Origin of the sequence: Glutamicibacter sp. JL.03c (assembly GCF_025854375.1) — a bacterium.
GTDB lineage: Bacteria > Actinomycetota > Actinomycetes > Actinomycetales > Micrococcaceae > Glutamicibacter.
Genome location: NZ_CP107575.1, coordinates 1,495,547 through 1,520,255, shown reverse-complemented (window position 1 = coordinate 1,520,255; position 24,709 = coordinate 1,495,547). Strand labels below are relative to the sequence as shown.

20 protein-coding genes are annotated in these 24,709 nt (G+C 54.0%); 4 read left to right on the top strand and 16 right to left on the bottom strand.

Annotation, left to right across the window (positions count from 1 at the left end):
* The first annotated feature begins 275 nt into the window (after positions 1-275).
* Positions 276-1,511, top strand: coding sequence for a CDP-glycerol glycerophosphotransferase family protein (locus OF385_RS06930; protein WP_264277605.1), 1,236 nt, complete (start codon positions 276-278; stop codon positions 1,509-1,511).
* Positions 1,512-1,605: 94 nt separating this feature from the next.
* On the opposite strand, the gene OF385_RS06925 is transcribed toward OF385_RS06930, so the two are convergent.
* From OF385_RS06925 to OF385_RS06875, 11 genes are all read right to left on the bottom strand, one after another.
* Entirely contained in the window at positions 1,606-5,241 is a 3,636-nt protein-coding gene (locus OF385_RS06925; protein ID WP_264277604.1) for a CDP-glycerol glycerophosphotransferase family protein, read from the bottom strand.
* Between the two features lie 389 nt (positions 5,242-5,630).
* Positions 5,631-6,905: a CDP-glycerol glycerophosphotransferase family protein gene (locus OF385_RS06920; RefSeq protein WP_264277603.1), complete on the bottom strand. Its 1,275-nt coding sequence runs from the start codon at positions 6,903-6,905 to the stop codon at positions 5,631-5,633.
* Between the two features lie 48 nt (positions 6,906-6,953).
* Complete coding sequence (locus OF385_RS06915; protein WP_319019272.1) at positions 6,954-7,343, bottom strand: adenylyltransferase/cytidyltransferase family protein; 390 nt, start codon at positions 7,341-7,343, stop codon at positions 6,954-6,956.
* Between the two features lie 226 nt (positions 7,344-7,569).
* Positions 7,570-8,874, bottom strand: coding sequence for a stealth family protein (locus tag OF385_RS06910; protein WP_264277601.1), 1,305 nt, complete (start codon positions 8,872-8,874; stop codon positions 7,570-7,572).
* Positions 8,875-9,140: 266 nt separating this feature from the next.
* A complete protein-coding gene (locus tag OF385_RS06905; RefSeq protein WP_264277600.1) occupies positions 9,141-10,031 on the bottom strand; it encodes a glycosyltransferase family 2 protein in 891 nt (296 codons plus the stop codon).
* A gap of 40 nt (positions 10,032-10,071) precedes the next feature.
* The gene (locus tag OF385_RS06900) at positions 10,072-10,686 is read right to left on the bottom strand and encodes a CDP-alcohol phosphatidyltransferase family protein (RefSeq protein WP_319019271.1); all 615 of its coding nucleotides are present in this window, start codon (positions 10,684-10,686) and stop codon (positions 10,072-10,074) included.
* 203 nt (positions 10,687-10,889) lie between these two features.
* Complete coding sequence (locus OF385_RS06895) at positions 10,890-11,927, bottom strand: glycosyltransferase family 2 protein (RefSeq protein ID WP_264277598.1); 1,038 nt, start codon at positions 11,925-11,927, stop codon at positions 10,890-10,892.
* A gap of 7 nt (positions 11,928-11,934) precedes the next feature.
* Entirely contained in the window at positions 11,935-12,813 is an 879-nt protein-coding gene (locus OF385_RS06890; RefSeq protein ID WP_413468123.1) for an ABC transporter ATP-binding protein, read from the bottom strand.
* The gene (locus tag OF385_RS06885; RefSeq protein ID WP_264277597.1) at positions 12,803-13,651 is read right to left on the bottom strand and encodes an ABC transporter permease; all 849 of its coding nucleotides are present in this window, start codon (positions 13,649-13,651) and stop codon (positions 12,803-12,805) included. Before OF385_RS06885 ends, OF385_RS06890 begins: the two co-directional genes overlap by 11 nt.
* 136 nt (positions 13,652-13,787) lie before the next feature.
* Entirely contained in the window at positions 13,788-14,927 is a 1,140-nt protein-coding gene (locus OF385_RS06880; protein WP_264277596.1) for an LCP family protein, read from the bottom strand.
* A 351-nt stretch (positions 14,928-15,278) separates the two neighbouring features.
* Positions 15,279-15,491, bottom strand: a complete 213-nt coding sequence (locus OF385_RS06875) for a hypothetical protein (RefSeq protein WP_264277595.1) — start codon at positions 15,489-15,491, stop codon at positions 15,279-15,281.
* 937 nt (positions 15,492-16,428) lie between these two features.
* On the opposite strand from OF385_RS06875, the gene OF385_RS06870 reads away from it, so the two are divergent.
* Positions 16,429-17,217 carry an SGNH/GDSL hydrolase family protein gene (locus tag OF385_RS06870; RefSeq protein ID WP_264277594.1) on the top strand — a complete coding sequence of 263 codons (789 nt, stop codon included), beginning with the start codon at positions 16,429-16,431 and terminating at the stop codon, positions 17,215-17,217.
* Positions 17,218-17,409: 192 nt separating this feature from the next.
* Here OF385_RS06870 and galU read toward each other — a convergent pair whose 3' ends face one another.
* Together galU and coaD are read right to left on the bottom strand one after the other, a co-directional pair.
* Positions 17,410-18,309, bottom strand: a complete 900-nt coding sequence (gene galU, locus OF385_RS06865) for a UTP--glucose-1-phosphate uridylyltransferase GalU (RefSeq protein ID WP_264277593.1) — start codon at positions 18,307-18,309, stop codon at positions 17,410-17,412.
* Positions 18,310-18,402: 93 nt separating this feature from the next.
* Positions 18,403-18,870 carry a pantetheine-phosphate adenylyltransferase gene (coaD, locus tag OF385_RS06860; RefSeq protein WP_264277592.1) on the bottom strand — a complete coding sequence of 156 codons (468 nt, stop codon included), beginning with the start codon at positions 18,868-18,870 and terminating at the stop codon, positions 18,403-18,405.
* Between the two features lie 112 nt (positions 18,871-18,982).
* Here coaD and OF385_RS06855 point away from each other — a divergent pair, with 112 nt between their 5' ends.
* Positions 18,983-20,194 carry an aminotransferase class I/II-fold pyridoxal phosphate-dependent enzyme gene (locus tag OF385_RS06855; protein WP_264277591.1) on the top strand — a complete coding sequence of 404 codons (1,212 nt, stop codon included), beginning with the start codon at positions 18,983-18,985 and terminating at the stop codon, positions 20,192-20,194.
* The gene (locus OF385_RS06850) at positions 20,191-20,973 is read left to right on the top strand and encodes a spermidine synthase (RefSeq protein ID WP_264277590.1); all 783 of its coding nucleotides are present in this window, start codon (positions 20,191-20,193) and stop codon (positions 20,971-20,973) included. Before OF385_RS06855 ends, OF385_RS06850 begins: the two co-directional genes overlap by 4 nt.
* On the opposite strand, the gene rsmD is transcribed toward OF385_RS06850, so the two are convergent.
* Genes rsmD through OF385_RS06835 form a run of 3 tightly spaced genes read right to left on the bottom strand, consistent with a single transcriptional unit; the run spans position 20,944 to position 24,696 of the window.
* On the bottom strand, positions 20,944-21,534 hold the full coding sequence (rsmD, locus tag OF385_RS06845; protein ID WP_264277589.1) for a 16S rRNA (guanine(966)-N(2))-methyltransferase RsmD: 591 nt from the start codon (positions 21,532-21,534) through the stop codon (positions 20,944-20,946). The genes OF385_RS06850 and rsmD overlap by 30 nt on opposite strands.
* A gap of 14 nt (positions 21,535-21,548) precedes the next feature.
* Positions 21,549-23,735: an ATP-dependent DNA helicase RecG gene (locus OF385_RS06840; protein WP_264277588.1), complete on the bottom strand. Its 2,187-nt coding sequence runs from the start codon at positions 23,733-23,735 to the stop codon at positions 21,549-21,551.
* Positions 23,728-24,696 carry a DAK2 domain-containing protein gene (locus tag OF385_RS06835; RefSeq protein ID WP_264277587.1) on the bottom strand — a complete coding sequence of 323 codons (969 nt, stop codon included), beginning with the start codon at positions 24,694-24,696 and terminating at the stop codon, positions 23,728-23,730. Before OF385_RS06835 ends, OF385_RS06840 begins: the two co-directional genes overlap by 8 nt.
* Between the last annotated feature and the right edge of the window lie 13 nt (positions 24,697-24,709).

The following is a 24,709-nucleotide window of genomic DNA, read 5'->3' as shown; positions in this document are numbered from 1 at the left end:
CCCAAACTGAAACCAGCTAAAGCACACAGATGTTGGTGTTGCACTCACCACAGCATATCGCAGTGCGATTCAATATGAAGATTCGAACACGTCTGGAGGCAATGGGGCATAACCCAACATTGAACGAATGCAAACCCGCTTATCTGGGTGTATTTAGGTCATTAGCTCAAAATTCCCTAGGCACATAGGCGCTTCAAGGCATGTCAACAGCTCTGGCCAATGACTTCCACTTATGCTTATGGAGACGGGTTATTTTTCGTGACAAAGGATCTCTGATGAAGGTGTTAAAAACCTTGAATAACGCGGCATCATACGCCGGGCAACGCCTTGCTGCTCGACAGCAGCGTAAATTCATTGATCGCCACGCCACCGAACTGTTTCACATGCCTACCGGAGAGGACCGTTATCGCGTTGCCTTGTACTTCGCTGACGAGATGGTCAATGCGTACCAGATCCGCCAGTGGTACGAGCCAATCAAGCAATTAGCGCAGTACGTTTCCGTCGTAGTCATCACCCGTCGCCCTGACTCGGCACTGGCGCTGCGGGAGGAATGCCCTCTGCCGGTGCATTACGCGCCGACCATTGAAGACGTTGAACGGCTGGTCGATTCGCAGGATCTGCGTTTGGTGTTCTATGTAAATCAGAACATCCGCAATTTCCAGATGATGCGCTTCAACGAGCCTAATCACGTCTTCATCAGCCACGGTGAGAGCGAAAAGGCCTACATGTGGTCCAATCAGCTCAAGGCCTACGATTATGTCTTCTCGGCAGGACAGGCAGCTCAGGATCGCTTGAACTTGCACCTGCGCAACTATGACGCCCAGACGCGTACGCGCCTAATCGGCCGTCCACAGATTGATGTTTCCTACTTGGCCCCTTATTCGCTGAATACTTCCCTGCCAACGGTGCTGTACGCGCCGACCTGGGAGGGTGACCGTCCGTCCATGCATTACGGCTCGGTTCTCTCGCACGGCGAGAAATTGATCGATGCGCTGATCAAGGACGGAGGATTCAATTTGATATTCCGCCCGCATCCTCGTTCAGGATTGAATTCTGGTGCCTACGGACATGCCGTTGAACGGATCCGTCAGAAACTGGTGTCAGCCAATGCGACGTCTGCTGCACGTTTGCTTTTCGATGACACCACCCATTGGGGCTGGCAGTGGGCGGTCTCTGATTTATGCGTGACCGACATTTCCGCTGTTGCCTACGATTTCATGGCCACCGGCAAGCCGATGTTCGTGACTACCCCGGTATCCGCGGAGGCTACCGTGACCGACTCCCCTGCGTTGGCCAAGGTGCCGGCGCTGTCGGCCGACGAGTCCGAAGAAATTGCCGGCAAGATCCGAAGGGCCTTAACTGAAGACAATGAGAGCTTCCGCGAAGTCGTGGAATACTACTTTGGCGACGTTACCGCTGGTGCCAGCATGGAACGCTTTATCACCGAGTCGTTGAAGCTCGTAGTGGGCGACGTCGAGGTTGAACGGCTGCCTCGCCGAAGGGCCGCCTAGCTCGATTTCTCCAAAGGGCCGGATCGCGACCAAGAATTGGCCCTTAAACAGGTCGTGGAGTGCATTCAGCACTCCACGACCTGTCTATTTGTTCTCAGACTTTGACACCATCGACCAGTCGTTCAAACTGCGCTAGCGCGCTGTTCTGGTATTCCTGCGCATCAAATTTCTTGTCCGCCTGGTAACCGTTCAGGTATCGGTCCATGCCATCAACCAAACCGGCGGCAGAGTTCTCGACGAGCAAGCCGTAGCCATCAGCCAAGACGCTGTGTGAACCCACCACGTCGGTTGAGATCGCTGGCAGTCCAAGCATCATCGCTTCAACCATAGCCAGGCCCTGGCCCTCATAGTCCGAGGAAAACACGAAGCAATCTGCGGTCTTCAATGTTGGGAACGGGTTCGAGAGCAGACCGGTGATGACCGCTTTGCCGGCAAGACCGCGGGCGGCAACCTCGGTTTCCAGGTCGGTGCGCAATGGTCCGTCACCGATAAGAAGCAGTCGAGTGTTTGGATGCTGCTCATGCACCTGTGCGAAGGCCTCCAACAATTTCATCTGCCCTTTTTCCGGTGACAGTCGAGCCATGTTGGCAAAAACAGTCAAGCCCTCGCCGGAGAAGGTGTGCACCGGATCCTCAAGCGTGGACCAGCGCAATGGCTTCTCCAGATCCAAGAGGTTTTCCGAAACGGTGAACTTCTCTTCAGCCAGCCCAAAGAGCGTGGATAGCTCCTTGACGTTCTGCTCCCCCACGCTTTGGGTCACCGACACCAGTTGATCATAGTGACGGTAAGTCGCGAAGAGACCGGGCATGGTGCCGAAGCGGAGCTTCCATTCGCCGACCATGTCGTTATGAAGGTAAATGTAGTTGCGTGCCGCATGGGAGTGTGCCGCCGAGAACAAGCTGGCCCAGAATCTCGAATAGCCTTCGAAGTCGATGGCTGCGTCGAAGCGCGCGTCACCGAAGGAACGCTGCATCTCTCGTGCCATGGTCCCCAGGTGGACTTGCTCGGCTCCCGGCGAATCAAAACCGCGATGCGCGTGATACCCGTCGGATACCCAACGTTCTTCCGCGGACATGATCGTGGCGCCAGCTCGTGGAAGAATCTTCACGTGCCCAGGCAGCGAAGCGAGGATCTCCATGGAGTCGGCATTGCTTGCTACCGCTCCCATGTCCACGGCCACAGACACGTGGTACTTTGACGGATCCAAGGAGCCGATCAGGTTGGTAAACGCGGTGGCAATGCCGTTTGGCTTGAACGGGCCTTGATAGAACAACAGCTTCTTGCGCTGATCTTCGACCGGCGCCAGCACGTGCGAATCATCATCAAAGAAGAAGAAATCGATGACTCGTGCGGTTGCGTGGCCATCCTCCATGGAAGCAAAGGTTTCCAGGTTCTCGGCGAAGTTCAGATGCGGCTGGGGTTCAGCGACGCTCAGCTGCCTCTGGAGTTCCGCAGCAACATCCTCGATCGAGTCGAGCACCTCGCCTGGCCAGGTGGAGCGCTCAAAGTAGAGCCCTCGTTCTGCCTCATAGGCTGCGAAGTCGGGAGTATAGAAGATGACAGGTTTCTTGGCGGGCAAGAAGTCATAGAAAATCGACGAGTAGTCGGTGATCAAGACGTCAATGACAGCAAGAAGTTCATTGGTGTCAATTGACGAAGGGACCACTGCGGCATCGAGTTCAGCGTCGCCGATGAGCTTCTCTGCGAAGCGATGTGCGCGGAAAAGCATGTGGTGCTCGCCTTGGGCCAGAGTTGCCAGGTCGTCGACGAGTCCGCTCACGTCATAAGATTGATCCTTGAGCTGCCCGCGCCAGGTTGGCGCGAATAACACGATCTTCTGGTGGTTCTCAGGATCGATACCCAATTCGGTGAGGATCTCGCTACGGCGTTCCTCGCTCATATTGACCATCTGGTCGATGCGTGGGCTGCCGGTCAATGCGACCTTTGCCGGGAACAGGCCGTCCAGATCATGATCCGTGCTCAACGTCTTCAAGGTGTGGGTGTTCGGAACCATCATATGCGTGGTTTGAAGGAAGTTCCGCTGGACGTTGCGGTGCTCAGCCACGCCATCCTTCACTAGCTTACCCATGAATTTCAGCGGGGTGCCGTGCCAGGTGTTCAGCACCTGCTGGCCCTCGCGACGGGCAAAGTACGTCGGGAACGTTGCATTGTTCACCAGGTACTTGGCTGTGCCAAGAACCTTGATGTACTTGTCCGAGTGCTGCTTGATGATTGCGACATCTGGATCATTGGCCAGCTGAGCCGGAATCTGGGAATCGTCGTTGTAAACCCAAACGTAGCGGAAATTCGCGAATCGCGGATCTTCTCGCATGGCCTGGTAGATTGCAAAGGGATGGCAATGCACGTTCTTTCCGTGAGATGACTCGAAAAGGACCAGGTTCTCATCCAGGTCTTCGACTTCACGCGCATGGATAGCCAAGGCACCACGGCGGCGTCCTACGCCCTTGAGCGCATTGCCCAAGCCTGCCAGGGAAATTTCGGTAAAGAGCAGCATGCCAACGAAGTATTCGCAGGCCTTCTCGAAATCGCCCAACTTGGCGTATGCTTGGCCTGCGCGTGCCTGCCACTGGCGTTCGGTAGATGAGGCGTGCCAGATGGCCGATGAGTAGGCCGATGCAGCGCCTGCCCAGTCACCGGTGGCTGCGCAAATGGCAGCGCGCTGACGGTGTTCATTGGCGCGGGCACCTGCTGCTTTTGATCCTCGGAAGGATGTACCGAGGTACCCCCATTCGGATGCTGCCTGCAGGAAGAGCTCACTGGCTTCAGCATGCTTGCCAACCTGGTGAAGACTATATGCAAAGCGGAATAGCGCAACGGGAGTTTCAACTCGTTTTTGTTCTGGCAAGAAGTCGATGAATCGCGCGAAGCATTTTGCTGCAGATTCAAAGTCGCCGGAACGAGAGAGCACTCGTCCTTGTGCATAGCCTGCCAGCACATGGTCTTCGATGGTTTCAGCAAGCTCTTCGGCTCGGCGGTAATACTGTGCCGCCTGGCGGAATTCAAAGAGCCGGGCGGCTGCTTCGCCAGCGCGGTAGTTAAGCAGGTAGAGGTCTACACCTTCCTCTGCTTGTCCCAGTTGCGCTTCATAGGCATCCAAGGCCCGGTTCCAGTCGTCTTCGCGTTCGTGGATCTTACCAATACCGATTTTCTGAACGGTCGTGTCTCCCGAGCGCAAGACCGCGTTGGAATAAGCGTTGTCGGCTTCTTCTTGCTTGCCCTGTTCTTCGAGGCTACGGCCAAGGCCATACCAATATTTAACATGCTGGTCATCGAGTTCGAGGGTCTTTCGGTAGTACTGCTCTGCAAGGTCGAAACGAGACATGTAGGCTGCAGCTTCTGCCGTCAGGAATGACCATTTCGGGTCTGCTGCATGTTGATTTTCATGTTGCAGGCGGACGTCCAATTCGCGCCAGCGCTGGCTGCTGTCCAGCAGGAAGGTGGCAATGGCTGATGATGCTTTGGGATCATCCGGGAAATCGACAACCAGCTTGTCCAGTACTGCCGAGGCGTAGTCGGCCTTGCGAGCCAATCGGGCACAGCGAGCCCAGCGGATGCGCCAGGTGATGTTGCTTGGATCGCCCTCGCATGCCGCGGCAAATAGCTCTAGAGCCCGCTCGTACTTCTTCATCCGCTGCATGGTCAATGCGAGCGTCTGGATCCAGCCGTAACGATGCGGCTGGCGCGCCACTGCGGCTTCGATCTGGGTCATAGCTTTGGAGTACTGCTTGCACTTGTAGAGGCTAAAACCGTAGCGGAACTGAATTTCGGATGCTTGCGAAAGCCCAGTGGCCAAGGTGCGTTCGTAGTAAAGAGCTGCAACCCTGTAGCGACCTAGCCGTTCAATTCGACGGCCTATGCCGAGAGCTATGCGCGTACGAAATTCATCCACCAGTTTTGTTTCCTTCAAGCAAGATCAAACGTAAGGGCACAAGATGACTTGTGCCCATATAACTATTGATTCTGCCCTAATAAGGGCAGAATTCAGCCGATTGCAGACCGAGTGTTGAACACAACGAGAGCAATACCAAGCAGAGATCATAAACACCCCAAGCCAGCATCGAGAAGTCTCACGGTGTTCATATGGCCAATTATTGGTTTCTAGCTATGCCATCCTCGGAAATTAACCAAGTTCTTCTGGCGTTCCGCAATCAGGTCCTGCACGACCTTCTGGAAGCGTATGGTCGAGTCCCCGCGGGTCAACTCACCGAAGTAGAACTCACGCATGTCCAGTCGCTGCGTTTTGTGCGCATCGTGGGTCAGCGCATCTTCGAGGAGCGTCGGCAGTTCGGTGGCGGACTTGCGGTCAATAACATGGCAGGCCTGCGCTATCGGAGCATCCCTCAAGAGGTTCTTGCGGTTATTGCGACGATCAGAAATGACCAAGGGCTTGCCCGGGTGCAGGTACAGATAGTCCAGTCCGACGCTGGACACGTCCGTGATCAATGCATCCGTTGACTCGAACATGGCAAGAATATTTCCCTGTTCAGAAATTACATGCTCAGCGCCCAAATCAATGGAAGCTTGCAGGAGTTCCTTGATTTGCTGATGCGCTTGGGCAACGCCAGGAGTCTTGCTTGTTTCAATTCGCGGGTGGGGCTTGTAGATGATCCGCAGTTCTGGATTAGCTAGCAAGGTTTCAATGATCGCCACACCGTAACGATCCAACGAGGTGTAGTTGTTATCTTCGTTTTCGCCTTCCCAGGTCGGCGCATACATGACATCGAACTTGCTGCTTGGCTCAAGTTCAAGCTTGAAATCAATATCGAGTTGCGGCCGTCCCGTGACAAGCAGTTTGTTGAAGTCAAAATCAATCAGCATTGATTCATGGCGCTTAATCGCGGCAGGACCCGCTACGAAGACCTTGTCGTACGCCTTGGCCTTGTTCGACACCATAGAAAGCTTGTCGCTCTCGCCATGATTCACGTGAACATGCACCAGACGAGGGTGATCCAAGGACTGGAAATTGCTCCGTGAATTATTCACGTAAATGACCAGTTTAAGATCGTTGTCGTCGTAGACGTCCATGAGGTCGGAGAAACGGCGCACGAAGATCTTAGGAAGATCAGTCAACTTGCCTGCGGCATTGAAGGCACTCATGGTTCGGAAGACCAGCAGGACTTCTTCCTTTTGATGCAGCTCTTCAAGAACTGGCAGCCACTGCGCTACCTGGTAGATCTTGTCCGCGCCATCGCCAAAGTACACCGCTACCTGTCCAGGCAACGGCACGTTGGATACGCCAACGTTGGCCCCCGCTGGTCGATTGACAAAACCCATCGCCCGCGTCAGTCGTTTTGCCTCTGGCCGACGTCCGACCTTGCGCAAAACACCCTTGACACTGGATTTGATGGATCTGGTGATGTTCTCGCTAGACATGAATTCTTCCCGTGGTGTGCTTCAACTGAATGTGGGCAGAGGCTATTGCTAGCTCAATTCCTTCACGATCTGGCTCAACGTATCCAGAGTACTCTTCAGGGACTGGACATGTCGCTCATCGAATTCGCTGAGTACGCGCTTCATTTCAGTTGTCGAAATGCCGGAAGTGCGCGGGAGGTAGACAACTTCGACTTCGTCGCCCAAGTCATCAAACTTGCCCTTCCAGTCTTCACCGATTCCAAAGACCTTGGCATCGTACTTCTTGATGTCCAGACGCTTCTGTTCCCAGTTCTCTTCCGGGATGGCCAAGTCTACGTACTTAATAGCTTGGACGATTTCGCGACGCTGCTCAAACGGAACAACTGGCTTCTTGCCTTTGATGGCGTTGAACTCATCGGTGGATACTCCAACGATCAGCCGGTCCCCTTTTTCACTCAAGCGCTTGAGTATATTCAGATGTCCAATGTGAAACAGATCAAAGGTCCCATAGGTAAGTACAGTTTTGGTCATTCTTCTTCTCCTGCTGTAGTCAGTGACAGCGCTCATCCCAGATAGCATGTCGCGATGGTTTCTCCGGATAATTCGTAATTACCCTGAAGTGAACCACCAATCACGTATTCACAATCATGTCACGTTGTTCTGAGGAATATCTGAACGCGACGCGTCACTTTTCGAAGGACGACTTGTACGGAAACAGGTCATCTAGAACGCGCTTGGCAAGTTGCCCTCGTTTTTCATTTTCGCTGACGCTCGCTACTTCATTAAGGCAAAACATCTGCATACCACGCCCTCTAACCAGGCGGTAAAGATTCATCGGCAAGTGATTTCCTCCCAAATCCACGTATGCATAGTCGATGTCAGCGGGAACACCAACTCCTTCTGCTGCAGCGACATAATGCGCCAGCGCAGATGGAACCGAAACGTCGTTCACGTGCCGAAACTTGTGTTTCGCCGTTTCTTGCACTTCCGCTGAGAAGGCTTTGTTTATGAGTTTATGAATGGACCGACGTTGCGGATGAGCCACGTGTTTAAACTTTCGTGCAGTCGTCTTGCCGTACTTGGCCTCTATGAGCTCGGCGTTCAATTTTGCAGCTAGATTAACTGCCAGTCTCGGGTTACTAGCTTCTGCGTAATGAGCCTTTGCCAAGGAGTATTTAACTGATCCGCTACCGGTGAAAAATACATTTGGGGACATCGGACGTCCAAAGAAGATATCATCGTTAACATAGATGAAATGCTCAGATAGTCCGCTTATTCGCGAGATCTGTGTTTCTATGGCATGTGAATTAAACGTGGGAAGGCAGTCCTCGGGCGACTCGAAAATCTCCGCATGGTCAATAACTTTGATTTTAGTGTTGGACGTATCTAACCACTTAGGGGTCTGGCCCGCAGTTACCAAATAGATCTGACGGATCCAAGGCATATTCATTTCTAAAGATCTCAATGAATACTTCAGCTCATCACGAGATGTATATCGAGCAATATCTCTGCTGGTCGGATGTGATCCGGCCGCCGGTACGGAGTTCTTGAACTGGCTGTAAGAAGTTTGCCAATCTGGGTCACTTGAATCTACCCACGTATAAACAGCGTCTACAGGCTCAGTGAAATCTTGAATGTCGGGAACGGAGGACTTTTCGTCTGAATAAACGGCCCAGATCGCGCCCAACCCTGAATGTCGCCTTTGCGCTCGGGCATTATCAAAGCGTGGAGTTTGAACCGACCACACTTGCAAGGCACCATAGCTAGCGGCCACCGAATCAATCTTGACCATCTTGAACTCAGAACTTGAGAGTTCCTCGGCCAAGCGACCCCAATCGGACTTCGAAACCACAGAGACTCCCAGCACAGGATCGTGGGAGTATGCGATGCCCGCCTTGTTAGCAATTGCCCAAGTTCCATCCACATTCGCAGAACGAACTTGAGCAATTTTCAGAGTATCTTGGGGAGACCGATTGGTGGACAGGGCCAAAACGCGTTCCCAGAACGAGTCTGGAAGACTGCGACTCAGCTTCCCTCTCCACCCTCGAAGCCCCAAATTTCACACCATCCAACGCCTGTTAGTGATACACATGAATAGAATTCCATGTTTCGTTCATAAATATCTTACCGCTTGTTCATCAGAAGTTTGAATGACGGTTCTACAAACCTGACGCATTCGTGAACCAACCATCATGTCCCTGGCGACAACCACTTGGATTAGACGCCGGGCTTTTTCTGAACTCCAACCTAAACAGGCTAGATAATTGGCGGACGACCCGACAGTGTCATTCGCAGAAGCGTTATCCAGCGGAGCTTGGAACGTGGCTCCTGGTACCACGGGCTGCCCTTCCAACCAGCTTTCCAACCGGCTAGGTACTGGTTCACCGCGTTCGGCTTCTTACGCATTCGCAGACATTCAATCATCATCCACGTAGTTGGATAGATCCAAGTGAACGGTGCCGGCAAGTTTCTGCGAGCCAACCACACGCGGTTACGGGCATTCAGACGATAGAACTCTTCATGCCTACGAGGATCAACCACGGGATGGCCGATGCGCATATCGCCTGCGTACCAAACGTACGTTCCGGTGTCCCAGATTCGCCAAGCAAGCTCAATACCTTCGTGGGCGTACCAGAACCCACCGGCCCAACCACCGGTGGAGTCGAAAAGCTCACGGGTTGTCACCAGACACGTCTCCCCTACGTGAAAGACGCGGCTTGGCTCCACCGCGGTGCGCTTCTTCAAGCGAGGAATCCAGCGTGTTGGATTCTGATCACTATGTTCAGGATCGGTAATGCGGGGCTGGAGCAAACCCATCCGCGGATACTTTTTAAAACGCTGGACAGCCGTGATCAAGAAATCATCATCAAGGAACCAGGAATCATCATCGAGAAAGCACAGGTACTCCCCCTCGACCTGGGCAACGCCAGCATTTCTGCCTGCGGGAATGCCGAGGTTTTCCGGCAAGTAATGTGTCTTGATCCCGGCCGGGATATCCGTGGGGTCCCAGCCGTTGCCAACGACTACAGCATTGATGCTGACATCTCGTTGTGCCAGCAAGGAATCCAGCGCTCGGCGCAGTTCTACCGGACGGTTGCCCATGGTCAATACGACAACGCCGATTGTTGGAGCGAGTCGATTATCCATGCTCAGCCCTTTCCGTTTGTTCTTGTGCGAGAGCACGAAATCACGCCTTCAGCCGCGACGACACCATATTCGACAAGAAGTGTCCAAAATTTACCAGAACGCACGCCGGCAGCAGAATCCAGATCATCCACTTTTCAGCTACACCTGGCATGCCAGCGATCGCTGAGATGATGGAGCACAGCAGGATGAGAAGACTCAATTCCACCGCATGAAGCAGCCTGTGGAACGGGAGGAAACGCGCCATCGCGCGTAGCCGTCCAATAACAGTTGCCGTCGAAACAGCCCGTGCAGCCGCAGTGTCCGGAAGCTTGGACAGCCCAGCCATGCCTCGAGCCGCGTGGACCATCAAGGACTGCGAACGATTCAGCACCAGCAACACAGACAAGCAGGCGCCCATGAACAAGGTAGGCCATGCCTGGCCGCTCAGTGCCCCATCCACCGAAAGTTCCTTGAATACCCGGTAACCCAGCGCAATCGGAATCAGCGCTTCAGTGGTGTGGTGACCGACCATATCGATGAAAATGCCACGAGGCGATTGCGAAGCACGCCATCGGGCGACTTCGCCGTCGGAGCAATCGAAATACAACTGCAGCTGTGAAAGGACAACTGCGAGAATCGGTCCCCAAATGCCAGGAATCAGCAGAGCAAGCGACATGCACCAGCCCGCCAGGATCATCAGCCCCGTAACCCCGTTGGCGGTGATTCTGGTCCTGACCAAAATTGCAGTCAGATAAATGGAAATATGCCGAAGGTACAGTTCCGCGGTCCAGTGTTCGGCATTTTTTCGCGCTCTGACTTCAGGTGGCTGGCAAACAGCCCTGAGCTGGTCCAGCGTTGGATTCTTGGGACGATCTACGGTCACTTGACCCGGCCCTTATCCAGGGTTCCAGCAGCCCCGAAGATCCTGCCCTTGAGGTAGCCAGCGGCCCACGGCAAGTGAATGGCTTGGAATGCACCTGCGGTCAGGAGCTTCTCCTTTATCCCTTCGCCCTTCGAAGCCAATCCAGCAGCGACGGTAGCGGCAACATAGACCAAGGGCGCGGAGGCCGCCACATTGATCAGCGACTGCACCGGACGTGGCGCGCGATTCCGCGCTAATGGAGAAACGGCCAAGGCAACAGAGCCGAGGCTTACGCCCGCGAGAAGCAACGGCGGAATGTCGTGACGCAAGGACTTGCCCTCTGGGAAGCGTCGCGCAATCTCACCGCGCCACGTGCCAGAAGCGTAAGACTGCCGGGCCAAGGCCTTGAAAGTATCTCGCGGGTAGTAGCCGACCTTCAGTTCTGGATCGAACCAGACCTTGTGGCCCGCCTGGCGGATCCTCAGGCAAAGTTCCCAGTCCTGGGCGCGCCACATGTTCTCATCGTAGTACCCGACTTCGTCGAATACCTCGCGGCGGAAGATTCCCAAATACGCGGATTCCGCTTCTCCCTCAGGTGCACCCGAGTGGTATGCCGGTCCACCAAAACCGAACTTGGAATGATACGCCGCTGCAATGGCTCGCTGCACCGGCGTGCGGCCACGAGCGTCCATGAGCCCGCCGACATCGTGGGCGCCAACGCGGTACAGGGTCTCCACGCCACGGCGGGTGTAGTTCAATGGAAGTTCGCTGTGCGCATCAACGCGCATGATGATTGGATGGCTCGATTCTTTGATCGCCAAGTTCAGCGCGATCGGGGTACGGCCCTTGGGATTGTCGACAAGCGTGATGCGAGCATCTACGTCGGCCAAACGGCGCGCAACGGCATCAGTGTTGTCGGTGCTGGGGCCGAGGGCAATGACCAGTTCTTTCTCACCGTCATAATCCTGAGTGAGGATCGAGTTGACAGCCTCTTCCAGATAGTCGGCCTCGTTCAGCACTGGCATGACGTAGGATACGCCGGGGAATTCAGTCATTCGTCTCTTACTTCTTGTGCTGTTGGTAGGCCTTGATCACGGTATCCGGATCGCCGTCCATTTTCTGGACGCCCTTTTCAATCCAAATGCAACGATTGCAAGTTTCTTTGATCGAGTTCATCGAGTGCGACACCAAGAACACGGTTCCTGCGTTCTCTCGAATTTCGCGGATCTTGGCTTCACTGCGCTTGCGGAACTTTGCGTCGCCCACGGCCAAAGCCTCATCGACGATGAGGATGTCGTGCTCCTTGGAAGCGGCAATGGCGAATTTAAGTCGTGCAGCCATGCCGGAGGAATAGGTTTTCATTGGTAGATCAATGAACTCTTCCAGCTCAGCGAACTTGGTGATCTCTTCACGCATCTGTTCGACTTGCTCGCGATTGTACCCCAGAGCCAAACCACCCAAGGTGATGTTCTTGTCTCCCGAGAGGTCCGGAATCAGAGCCGCGCCAACACCCAGGAGGCTGGGACGTGAACGCGCAAACACAGAGCCGGATGCAGGCGGAGTTAGACCTGTGATGGCTCGCAACAAAGTCGATTTACCGGATCCATTGGAACCAATGATGCCAATGGACTCGTTTTCGTAGGCGACAAAGGAGATCCCCTTCAACGCATGAACCGTACGAACGCCGCGCATCTTTGGCTGCAAGAGCCGTCGGGCCCCGGCATTGCCTACGGCCTTGCCGCTGGAGAACACCTGGTATTTAACATGCAAGTTATCCACCATGACGACAGGCGTTCGGGACTCGTCAACGGTCAACGTTGATGTCTTGACTTCTTCCTGCTTGACGACATCGATGAATGAGGTGTCGTCAGAGAAGATCGGAGCTGGTTCGTACTCGGGGTGTAGCCCCGGGTTGATTAGGTCATCAAAACTAATTGGCACGGCCGTAACGCTCCTCAGCCTTCCAGAAGAAAATAAGTCCAACGATCAGCACAATAAGAGACCAGGCAGTGACAACTAGCCACGCCATCGCGTTATACTCTGCGTTGTTCATAATCATGGCTCGAGCAAGTTGCAGCGTTTGATACAACGGATGATAGTCAAAAACAGTAACGAGCCAAGGCCAGTGGTTGAGGATGCGATCTACGCTAAATAGTACGCCAGAGGTATAGAAAAGCATGCGTGTAACCAAAGGAAGAATCTGCGTAAAATCTCGTACATGAACAGTGATTCTTGCACATACAAGTGCAATGCCAATATTGAAGACTGTGAATAGGGCGATCAAAGGTATGATGCCAAACCACGACCATTTGGGGGTCGTTCCAAGAATCATGGCGTAAATAAACATGACCGCAACCATGGGCATCAGCGTTAGTAAGTTCTGAGTAATTTGAGCGATCGGCAAGCTCAACCTAGGGAATGACAACGACTGGACCAGAGCTTGGTTTCCAGTAATAGATTTGGCTCCGCCATTCATCGAGCTGGTGAAGAACTCGAAGAGGAAAACGCCGATTACTACAAAGACGGGAAAATCTGGCCCCTTCTTGTCCCCTTGCAAAACACCAAAAATAACTCCATACATAAGGGCATTAAGAGTAGGCTTCAGAACGACCCAGATCATACCAAGTCGGTTCTGCTGGTTCTGTTTCTGGACTCGTGCCTTCGCTAGCTCATAGATGAACTCGCGACGCTCCCAAGTTTGCCGTAGATAGTCGCCCAACGACGGACGCGCGCCAACGCGGTCCAAGCCGAACTTGTCGGCCTCCTCTGCAACTGCCATGCTCAAAGGTCCTCATTCTCGAATGCTAACTGTCGCTTTGTTAGTAAGCACAGATGCTCAAAGTCTAGTAGATGGGATCTGACATCCATGTGATTCTGTAGGCGGTTCCACGCTTTTGTCGCACCGATCACAGGATTTACTCTGTTTCGGGAGGATTCTCTTTCAGATACTGCGCCATCGTGTCTGTTTGCAGAGCTTCTCCGATTTGCGCAATTGCCAATTCGCTCGGGAGTTCGATGGACTGCCCGTCGGCGCTCACCGAGGTGCCGGCCGTTGGCATGGTAAACATTGCCATATTTTTCGTGTCAACGTTCTTCAACTGCATGCCTAGCCCCACGAGGGTCGCTGCGTCGAAGTCTTCGTCAAACGTCAGATATGGCGAAACGGTATCCACGATTTCGTACAACTTGACTGGATTAGTGAGAGTATCCGAGGAAAGAAGCTTACTGGCCGCAGCAGCAATGAATTTCCGTTGATTAGCCACGCGCTGATAGTCGCCGTTGCTAAAGGATTTGCGCTCTCGAACAAACCGCAACGCGCGATCGCCTTCTAGATTGAGGTTTCCGGCCGGATAGAAATAGTCGGTGTCGTTCGCCGTGAACGGGATGTCGTTTTCCACCGTGACACCACCGAGCGCAGTTGAAAGTTCCTTGAATCCCTCGAAATCGACCATGGCGACATGATCGATTTTTGTCTCGAAGAGTCCCTCGACAGTTCGCATCAGTAATGGCACTCCGCCGTAAGATACTGCGGCGTTCAACTTATTCATCCCGTATCCAGGAATATCAACGTACATATCTCGAACCATCGACATGACGTAGACCTGTGAACGGTCCTCTGGAATATGGACAAGCATCATGGAGTCGCTTCGCTGTTCGACCGCCCCACTCAGTGCGGCAGAGCCGTCGCTGTCATCAGCAGCGTGGTCTACGCCGAGCATCAGAATATTCATCGACTTGTCGTCGGGGTCTTTAACAGGACGCGCTTCTTGATCTTCGTCAGAAAACCCTAGAGCCAAGGAATTGGATTTTGAGTTGAACTGACGCTGAAGGTCGAAAACGAAGTAGCCTGCACCGAGGACGCAAATGAGCATGGCCGCGACTACGGCTACTAGCACGTTCTTGGTTCGTTTCTTCTTGCGTTCCACTTCGATACGCGCGCTGCGCGACGCAAATACAATTTCTTGAGGTTCTTCGTGTTTCAAATCATCTCCACCCGGGCTGCCAAAACTGAAGCAACCGGACAGGCCGAGAGACTTCACGCAAAGAGACAGCATACATAAGATACTTGTGATTATCCTGAGTGCATTGACTTCTAAATAGAGTGAGAAACACCACTCGCTTTCATGATCCTCTATTTAATCGAATTAATTCAATCATTGAAAACATCGCAATCATTTCATCAGAGGATGCTTGTCAAATGAACACCCCAAGGAACTAGCGGAGCGGCCAACCGAAGAGCCGCAATCAACCGTGCAGATGTAAACGCAACAATTGTCAGTAGACAAAGAGTTGAGCGCGCTCCTACGTAGCAGAGCGCGCGGTTCAACGGCAAGATCATTTACACGTTGTGCTGGTAGCTACCACACCTGGCGCAGTGTTGGCATTGGACTACCACGGTCCCCGAATTAGCCACCGGGACGAATCACTGCGGAAGCTTGGGCAATTCCAACTCTATGAACCGTGCACATGATTTGAGTCGGTGAAAATTCACCAAAATCGTCGTACTTTTTCTCTAGCGCTTGGATATGAATTTCAGAAACTACTGCTTCACCGAAATTCCACATTCGGCCATGTGAAGATTGCGACGAAATCCGCCAGTCCTTTCCATGGTCAATCACTGAGAATATCGTCCGTCCTAATCTCCGGCGTACTGCTATTGAACGGATGTAGTGGCATGCAGAAAGATGCTGTCGAGTTAACGATGAGTTCGCATGGAGCCGGAAATTCACAAACAGGATCGTGGCGCCAATTCGACAATGTCCATATTGAAGGCCCAGCGAACAGACACCGTTCTCGAAAGTAGGAACTCCGTCGACTGTCCAACTTTCAGCTGACTCTAGATGAGCATCCCCACGAGAGCCCGAATTTTCAGTAGACGGCTACACTGTGCACGCCAAAGCTAGTGAACGGCTGTGCCTGGTAGACATCGAGATTTGCTACGCGCCTAGTGGCAAAATCAATATCAACGATGTTCGTGAACCATTTGGGAGACACAACAAGCGAACCTGATCTACACACTTGTCGTGAATGAAGATCTAGCGCGAACCGTTCGAGAAGTAGGTAGCCTACCGGACGACGACCCAGTCGGCGAGGATTCCACCTACATCACGACGGACTCGCCCGAGTTCGCATTCGTTAACGACTGCTCGGAAACCTGCGACGATGCCTTGCTCGTTTTTGATTTCTCTTATCTCGATGAGAGCCGTACCTTGGAGACTTTTTCGGTCTCGTGGATTGCTTCAATGAAGTATTCGGTTGGCCTAACCGCTATCCGTATATAGGTGCAGGGCGATGCCAGCGCCTACAGTGATTCTGACGGTTCTTGGCACCAAAGGCAGTAGCGACGATCATGATTCACTTTTTCTTGTGAACCGCGAGAGTTCCGCGTTCAAACCTCTGCCCGGTTATTGATTCCCTGTGCGGCGGATCCGACTTGTCATGTTCAGACTGGCACAGAGCTGTCAGAATTTCATTTTCCATTCAATAGCGATGGGATTCACGTCTATCCTTGAGCAGTCAGCCACGAAGTCAGCAGTCTGTCCCGATAAACTTTGAATGATCGATAAGCACGTACACGTTACTGCATGCCAGAACGTGCTGAACGCATATGGGGACACCAGAATGTCATTGCGACAAAAGATCACAATTACCCTCGTACTGATCGTCGTGGTGGCTGTGGCCTTGGTTCCTGCAATCCAAAGCATCATCTCATCGAACAGCCAGGCTGCAGAGACTCCCCCGAGCGCGGCCCCTGCAGAACCCGCCGCAAGAAACAATTTCGATCGAGTGCTGTTCGCGGGCGACTCGATCAGTGTAGGTCGGGACGCCCACGCACTCCCAGAGAGCTTCCGGGCGATTACCTCACGCCATCTCAAAGCCGCAGGTACTGAATCGATCACAACCATCGCCAAATCGGGCGCTAAGTTGAACTACATCGCACACAGCAAGAGCCTTCCCGCGGATTTAGATTTGGCCATCATCGAACTGGGGACAAACGACGCCGGGGCTAAAACGCCCACTGTCACCTTCCGCAAGGAATATCGGGACTACCTCGAACGGATCCGCTCGGTTTCGCCATCGGTACATTTCGTCTGCTTAGGTGTCTGGTATCGGCCGGAAACTCAGATTGCACAAGATCTAGACACTGTTATCCAGCAGTCCTGCGAAGCAAGTAGCGGTACATTCGTGTCGCTGTCAGATCTTTACTCGAACGCCAAGAATCGCGGCCCCCGCGGGATACAAACATGGAACGGTAAATCCGATTTGTTCCACCCGAATACGGCTGGGCACCTGGCGATTGCGAAGCGCTTGCTCCAAGAGTTGTCCTTGCCTGCAACCAGCTAAAAAGTTCAGCGTCAGGTGCTAAACGGTGCCGAACGCAAAACTCAAATACCTGCGTGCGCACCAAACTATCGCGAATACACACTAAGGCCTTGGTGCCTCCGCATAGCGGGGGGCACCAAGGCCTTAGTTAACTCATGCTTCAGCTAGGAAATGACGGCCATTGGTTGGGGTGTCAAAGCTGGCAAGGAGTGATTAGTCGTCCAATTCTGCGACAAACTCCTTGAGCCAGGTCTTCAAACCGGCACCGAGGTCGTCATGATCAACCGCTAAGGTGATATTGGCTTGCAGATAGCTCAGCTTGTCACCGGTGTCGTAACGGCGGCCACGGAACACAACTGCGTGCACACCCGAACCTTCGCCCTCAGCTGCTGCAAGCACCTGCAAGGCATCGGTCAGCTGGATTTCGTTGCCGCGGCCTGGGGCGGTGTGCTCCAGGACTTCGAAAACTCGCGGGTGGAGCAAGTAGCGTCCGATGACAGCCAAGTTGCTTGGCGCTTCATCGACGGCTGGCTTCTCAATCAAGCCATTGACCTTGACGTATTCTTCGCCTTCGACTGCCGAAACGTCAGCACAACCATAGGCGCTGATCTGTTCTGGCTCTACCTCCATCAACGCGATCACCGAGCCACCGGTTTTACGCTGCACTTCGGCCATCACGGACAGCAGTTCATCGCGCTCGTCAATGAGGTCATCACCTAGCAATACAGCAAACGGCTCGTCGCCCACGTGCTGCTTTGCGCACAGAACTGCGTGGCCCAAGCCCTTTGGATCGCCCTGGCGAACATAGTGGATGTCGCCAAGGTGAGTGGCCTCGTGGATTGCATCCAGCTTCTTCTTATCGCCCTTGGCTTCAAGCGAGTACTCCAGAGATGGAACGCGGTCGAAGTGATCTTCGAGGGCGCGCTTGCTGCGACCCGTAACCATGAGCAAGTCAGTGAAGCCAGCCTTGACGGCTTCCGAGACGACGTACTGGATTGCCGGCTTATCGACAACCGGCAGCATCTCTTTCGGCATGGCCTTGGTTGCTGGCAAGAATCGGGTTCCGAGTCCTGCTGCAGGAATGACTGCCTTTGTGATGGCACGTTGATTCATTTTAGGAAAACCGTCCGAATAAGTGAGAGTGATCTTTCGAGGGTCTAATCTTATATCTACCCTGTGTAATTACAAACTTCATGAAAATGGCGATTAGCGAAGCAGCCTCTTCATTACAGCCCGCGGAAAGTATTCCGCCACGTTGCCGCCCAATGACTGCACTTCCTTCAGAAGTGAAGATGACAGGTGGGTAAAGCGGGTATCCGCCTGCAGGAACACTGTCTCGACGCCCGTCAGGTGTCGGTTCATCGTTGCCATCGGGATTTCGTAGGCATAGTCAACGGTGCTTCGGAGCCCCTTGACGATCGCTTCCGCGCCGTGTTCCTTGCAGAAATCCGCCAGCAATCCTTGACCCATCGGAATCGCAGTAACGCCTCGCAGACCCCCCACTGTTTCTTCCACCATCGCTACTCGCTCGTCTTCGCCAAAGCGATATTTCTTCGAGTAGTTCGTGGATATGGCAACGATCACCTCGTCAAATAGACTGGCTGCACGCGCAATAATTTCAACGTGGCCGTTGTGAATCGGGTCAAAGGAACCGGGGCATACTGCTCTTCGCATGAATTGAATCTATCAAGAACTCGCGTCAGTTGTTGGAACTTCGGTGAATGTCCCGTAACGATTGCACGACTCAATGGACAACATTTCATGAGCGCGCGTCCATAATGAACTTATGAGCAATTCCATGACTCCTTGGCAGAGAACAGCCCACGGCGCAAATTTATTGGACGCTTCTGGCCAGCCTGGGGTGACCATCTTTGAAGAGATCACCGCCCTGGCCAACAAGCATGATGCCATCAACTTGGGCCAGGGTTTTCCAGACACCGAGGGTCCTGCCGAAATACGCCAAATCGCTGTCGATGCAATACTGGCCGGGTCCAATCAGTACGCGCCGGGCTCAGGAATCTTGGAACTGCGTCACGCGATCTCCGATCATCAGAAGCGCTTCTATTCGCTGGACATTGACCCTGCCAACGAAGTAGTAGTCTCAACCGGTGCGACTGAAGCTATCGCATCAGCACTGCTTGCCTTCCTTGAACCTGGCGATGAAGTGGTTACCTTTGAGCCCTTCTATGACTCATACGCAGCGATGATCGGTCTGGCTAATGCGCAACATAACGTGGTTCAGCTACAGGCTCCGAGCTTCGAGCCGAGTGTCGATGATTTGCGACAGGCAATCACGGACAATACGCGCGTCATCCTGATCAATAATCCCCACAACCCTACGGGAACGGTGTTCTCGACTTCTATGCTCAATGAAGTCATTGCCCTGGCCCATCAGCATGACTGCATTATCGTTGCCGACGAAGTCTACGAACATCTGACATTTGGAACGAAACATGTGCCTATTGCGAGTTTGCCTGGCGGGTTTGAACGAACGATCACCATATCGTCCGCGGGAAAGTCGTTTTCATTTACCGGTTGGAAAGTAGGTTGGGCTACAGGTCCGCAGAACTTGATCACCGCGATTCGCACGGTAAAGCAGTTCCTGACCTATTCCTCAGGGCCGGCTTTTCAGCCAGCTGTCGCCAACGCCTTGAAGCTGCCAGAGTCATTCTTCACTGGCTTCGCGTCATCGCTGGCGCAGGGAGCAAAAATTCTCGCTGATGGACTCGAAAATGCTGGCATTCCAGTCATTCGTCCCAAAGGGACGTATTTCCTGGTTGCCGATATAAACGGTTTCAAGCACAACGACGCTATCGAGGTCGCGCGCAAGATGCCACGGGACGTTGGCGTCGCTGCCATCCCAATGTCAGTCTTCGTGCATCCACAGAACGCTTCCAGCTACCAGGGGCTGCTGCGCTTCGCGTTCTGCAAGAAGCCCGAAATCCTGACAGATGCGGTTGAAAAACTGCAACAGCTCCCGGGAGTCTTGAACCGATGAAGGGAAAACCTGCGAAGCGGTGGTTGGGATTCGTTCAGGCACATGCCACCATCTACGACGATGACTTGATCCCTGGCTCGAAAATTCTTGCCATTGGCGACGCCCCGCAGTCGCATGTGAATCTGGCTCATCCGGAAGACGTCTTCTACGAGTACCTTGCCCGCATTGCGAATCATCTGCAGACGTTGCGCACACCTGAAAATCCACTCAAGATGCTTCATCTGGGAGCCGGCGCATTGACGTTGGCCCGTTGGGCAAGCGTAGTCTATCCAGGCAGCAAGCATGTTGCCGTTGACATCGAACGAGAACTTCTAGATTTTGTACTGACCCAGCTGCCACTGCCTTCTGGCTGCGATCTCACCCCAGTCGTAGCTGATGCCCGATCAGTCTTGGCTGAGGAACTGGCAGGAGAAAAATTCGATGCAATCGTACTCGACATCTTCTCCGGGCCTGAAGCGCCAGAACACCTCACTACGCCGGAGTACTACACCGAGCTCAGGGAGTCTCTGACCGACGATGGACTGCTGTTCGTCAATATTGGCGACGATCCCCCGCTGCGCTTCACCAAGTCACAAGTCGCCGCCGTGCGTTCTGCTTTCGATTTCGTGATGCTCAGTGCAACACCAGAGATGTTTACGTCCCGGTACCCAGGCAACCTCATCCTCACAGCTTCGAGGAACCAGGTCCCTGAGGAACTGGTTGACCGCTGCCAAGCGGCCGGGCCTTATCCGGCGGAAGTCCGTTCTGGTCTAGGCCTCGACAGGTTCAGCAAACCATAAGTGGGTTTCTCCGTACTTCTTGTCGGAGAAATTCACCAACTCAGTAGGCCACGAAGGTTCCGGAGAACGGCTGGAACGCTCGACCATTACCGTCGCGTTTTCGGCCAGGACTTTCGAGATTTTCTGCAAGGTCGTCGCGAGCTCATCTTCGGTCAGCGGATAAGGCGGATCCAATAGAACGAGGTCGAAGGTGCGGTTCGGCAACCCGGTAGCAGCGTTCATGTAGCCATCCAGGACCGAGTCCACTGAACCGCGCTGTACCGAAACTGTTGATGTATTCAGTACCTTGTTAATCAAGGCCGCGTTCTGCTGGCATACGCTGGCGGCTTTGGGAGCCTTTTCAACGAGTACGACTTGACGGGCACCCCGGCTTGCGGATTCTATCCCCAGAGCACCAGAACCAGCAAAAAGGTCCAGCACACGGGCGCCTGCGATTAGGTCCCAGCTTTCAAGGCGTGAAAAAAGTGCTTCCTTCACGCGATCTGTGGTCGGTCGAGTCGCATCTCCGGGAACTGATTTCAGTGGCTGGCCGCCAGCGATGCCGGCAATAATTCGGCTCATTTCAGCCTTTCCTGCTAGTTCTTGTTCAAGAATTCTTTTGTTGATTCATCGGCCCATGCTCCGGCGATCTGAACGAGACGCGGATATTTCTCGTGCCAATGCGGCACCTTCATGAGGACATCAACGTTGTTCCGGGATTGCTCAATAAGTGAACGGTCCCTGATGATACTCAGCTCCTTGAGCGATGACTGGCTCCCGGACTGCTGAACACCTAAGATGTTTCCTTCACGTCGCTCCGCCAAGTCTGCCTCGGCTAGTTCGAATCCGTCCATTGTCGCTTCGATGGTCTTGAGCCGTGCTACTGAAGGATGGTCGGCATCAAGCCACGTGGTCATCAGGCATGTGCCGGGCAATCCGCCACGCCCCACACGACCGCGCAACTGGTGCAGCTGGGATATCCCGAATCGTTCAGCGTCCATGATGACCATCAGTGTTGCGTTGTGCACGTCAACGCCCACCTCGATGACAGTGGTCGAGACGAGCACATCAATTTCGCCTCTGGCAAATGAATCCATGACATCTTGCTTCTGCGCCGAATCAAGCTGCGAGTGCAAAGCCTCGATTTGGATCGAAGCGAATTCAGGCATGCCCGCGAGCAGTTCCGTCATTGCTTCAACGCTCATGGTTTGGCCCGAAGGCGCCTCATAGGTCGAGAGAAGCACGCCCTGTTCAGCGGCTGTATCCGTAATTCGCGGGCAAACAACATACACCTGATGCCCCTTGGAAACCTCTTCGGTGATCCGCGAGAACAGGCGGTCACGGTATCCGGTCAGCTGCATGGGAACGATATGGGTCTGGATGGGTGCACGCCCGGCCGGCAGACGCTTGATGGTCGAGGTATCCAGGTCTCCAAAGACGGTCATCGCGACTGTCCTGGGAATCGGGGTAGCGGTCATCACCAACGTATGCGGGAGGGCGGCGCCCGATTTTGCGCGGAGGGCATCACGTTGTTCGACGCCGAATCGGTGCTGCTCGTCAACGACGACCAGGGCAAGCTCCGCGAATTGGACCTGATCGCTTAGCAGAGCATGCGTGCCGATGATCAGACCGGTTTCACCGCTGGCTATTCCTAGCAAGGCTTCACGGCGTTGAGCGGTTCTTGCAGAACCGGTCAACAACGCGATACCAGTTCCTTCGCCTTCGCCGAATAGTCCGGGCTCCCCCAATTTGCCGAGCATTTTCTTGATGGAGCTGAAATGTTGTGCTGCGAGAACTTCCGTTGGCGCCAAGAGCGCGGCTTGTCCCCCGGCATCGATGACTTGCAGGATGGCGCGCAGGGCGACGATCGTCTTGCCCGAACCTACCTCGCCCTGGAGCAATCGATGCATCGGGTGGGCCTGGCCCAAGTCAGATGAGATCTGGTCCCCTACCTGCAGCTGATCTTCGGTCAGTTCAAACGGCAATTGATTGTCGAATTTTTCAGCCAAGCGTCCTGAAATGCGTGGACGGGCGATAGCCAGCTGCGTGCCCAGCTGGCGGCTCCTTTCAGCAAGCGATAGCTGGAGAATGAAAGCTTCTTCGAAAGCGAAACGCTGTCTGGCGATATAGGCGTTTTTTATTTCGCGAGGTACATGGCGTTCAAGAAACGCTTTGTGGCGTTCCGGATAGTGATGCGAACGAAGGATCTCTTCGGGAAGGAATTCCGGCAGGTTCTCCGCAGTCAGGTGCTCTATGAGAAGTCCCATCAAGTCCCGAATCCGCTTGTTTGGCATCTTCGCCGATGCCGGATAGATCGGAATGGGACGAGGATCAGCTTGCGAGGCTTCGTCTAGGACCGCGTAGTCAGGTTGGCTCAACTGGAGGTGATCCTGATACCAGCCGACTTTTCCGCTGAACATGGCGATGGTCCCAACGATCAAGTCCGTGCGTGCTTGATACCCGTTGAAGAATGTCATTTTCAGTTCTTGGCCGCCGGAACTCAATTCATCGCTGACGGTCACTTCGAAGATGAATCCGCGGCGTGAGTGCATTTGCCGCTGGCTGACGTTGACTACCTGGGCGACAACCGTGACGTGTTCATCAAACGGAAGTTCGGCAATGGGCGTGAGCTCGCCAACTTCAACATATCGACGCGGAAAATGCCAGAGAAAGTCCCCAACGGTCTTGTATCCAAAGGCTTTGTCGAGAGACTGGGCGTTCTTGTTGCCCAAGTACATTGCGAGCTCGGATTCTTCAAACACAACGGAGCTTGGATTAGTCATCGTGGGTGCAAAGGTCGGTTACGCTGACGTTCACCGGATCTCCATATTTGCCAATCAGATCCAGGGCCGGCTGGGCTTCGTCCACGTGGACATGTACTCGCCAGCGGTAGGTATCTTCCTCGAGCTGATTCACCGGAGACATGATCACCGAATTGCCCATGGAATCTAGCTGCCCCCTCAAGGTCGCAGCTCCCAGGGCATCGAGGGAAACGGTGCACATCACTTCAACGCCGGACTCTGCCTCTCGGTTGAGATGTACATGGGGGTCTTGGATCTTGTAGCCGTGGAATGACTCATAGGAGTCAAAGTCGGTTTCGTCATTCCTGATGGCGGCGCAGAGTTCATCAATGATGATCAGCATGCCCACGGCACCGGCATCGACGACGCCGGCTTCTAGCAGCGGCGCCAGTTCGGATTCAGTGCCTTGGACTGCCAATTGTGCTGCCTGTTTCATCTGAACCAGCACGGTGTCGAGCGCCGCTCGGCTCTCGTAGTCGTTTTTTATGTGAGCCAGGGTTGAACCCGCGGCCAAGGCAATAGCGTTGATGACCGACAGCATGGTGCCTTCTACCGGTTCGCTCAGCGCGGACCAGGAGCGGACCTTGGCTCGTTCCAGTCCTTGGGCAAGCAAGGGCGCACTCAGCCGTTCTTGACCGACCCATGGTTCGCTCAGACCGCTGAGGAAGACGGCATACAGGGTGCCTGAGTTGCCGCGCGCCGACTCCATGGAAGCACGCGCGGCAATCTCAAGGAAGCCACCGATATCGTCGCTTTCCAACTCGCTGACCGCGTCATGACCCGCCCGAGCGGTGAGATAGAGATTGCTCCCTGTATCGCCGTCGGCTACCGGAAAAACATTGATGGCATTAAGCCGGTCAGAGTGATTCCCGAGACTCTTAACGCTCCGCGCAAGCCATTCCTTGATGGCGCGCACGGAAGTATCGAGTTTTTGGGGGGTCATGGAAAGTGGGTCC

Bases quoted from the DNA above. Each gene is read 5' to 3' on its own strand.
- OF385_RS06930 (WP_264277605.1), top strand. From the start codon at position 276: ATGAAGGTGTTAAAAACCTTGAATAACGCGGCATCATACGCCGGGCAA.
- OF385_RS06925 (WP_264277604.1), bottom strand. From the start codon at position 5,241: ATGACCCAGATCGAAGCCGCAGTGGCGCGCCAGCCGCATCGTTACGGC.
- OF385_RS06920 (WP_264277603.1), bottom strand. From the start codon at position 6,905: ATGTCTAGCGAGAACATCACCAGATCCATCAAATCCAGTGTCAAGGGT.
- OF385_RS06905 (WP_264277600.1), bottom strand. From the start codon at position 10,031: ATGGATAATCGACTCGCTCCAACAATCGGCGTTGTCGTATTGACCATG.
- OF385_RS06900 (WP_319019271.1), bottom strand. From the start codon at position 10,686: ATGTCGCTTGCTCTGCTGATTCCTGGCATTTGGGGACCGATTCTCGCA.
- OF385_RS06895 (WP_264277598.1), bottom strand. From the start codon at position 11,927: ATGACTGAATTCCCCGGCGTATCCTACGTCATGCCAGTGCTGAACGAG.
- OF385_RS06885 (WP_264277597.1), bottom strand. From the start codon at position 13,651: ATGGCAGTTGCAGAGGAGGCCGACAAGTTCGGCTTGGACCGCGTTGGC.
- OF385_RS06880 (WP_264277596.1), bottom strand. From the start codon at position 14,927: ATGCTGTCTCTTTGCGTGAAGTCTCTCGGCCTGTCCGGTTGCTTCAGT.
- OF385_RS06870 (WP_264277594.1), top strand. From the start codon at position 16,429: ATGATCGATAAGCACGTACACGTTACTGCATGCCAGAACGTGCTGAAC.
- galU (WP_264277593.1), bottom strand. From the start codon at position 18,309: ATGAATCAACGTGCCATCACAAAGGCAGTCATTCCTGCAGCAGGACTC.
- coaD (WP_264277592.1), bottom strand. From the start codon at position 18,870: ATGCGAAGAGCAGTATGCCCCGGTTCCTTTGACCCGATTCACAACGGC.
- OF385_RS06855 (WP_264277591.1), top strand. From the start codon at position 18,983: ATGAGCAATTCCATGACTCCTTGGCAGAGAACAGCCCACGGCGCAAAT.
- OF385_RS06850 (WP_264277590.1), top strand. From the start codon at position 20,191: ATGAAGGGAAAACCTGCGAAGCGGTGGTTGGGATTCGTTCAGGCACAT.
- rsmD (WP_264277589.1), bottom strand. From the start codon at position 21,534: ATGAGCCGAATTATTGCCGGCATCGCTGGCGGCCAGCCACTGAAATCA.
- OF385_RS06840 (WP_264277588.1), bottom strand. From the start codon at position 23,735: ATGACTAATCCAAGCTCCGTTGTGTTTGAAGAATCCGAGCTCGCAATG.
- OF385_RS06835 (WP_264277587.1), bottom strand. From the start codon at position 24,696: ATGACCCCCCAAAAACTCGATACTTCCGTGCGCGCCATCAAGGAATGG.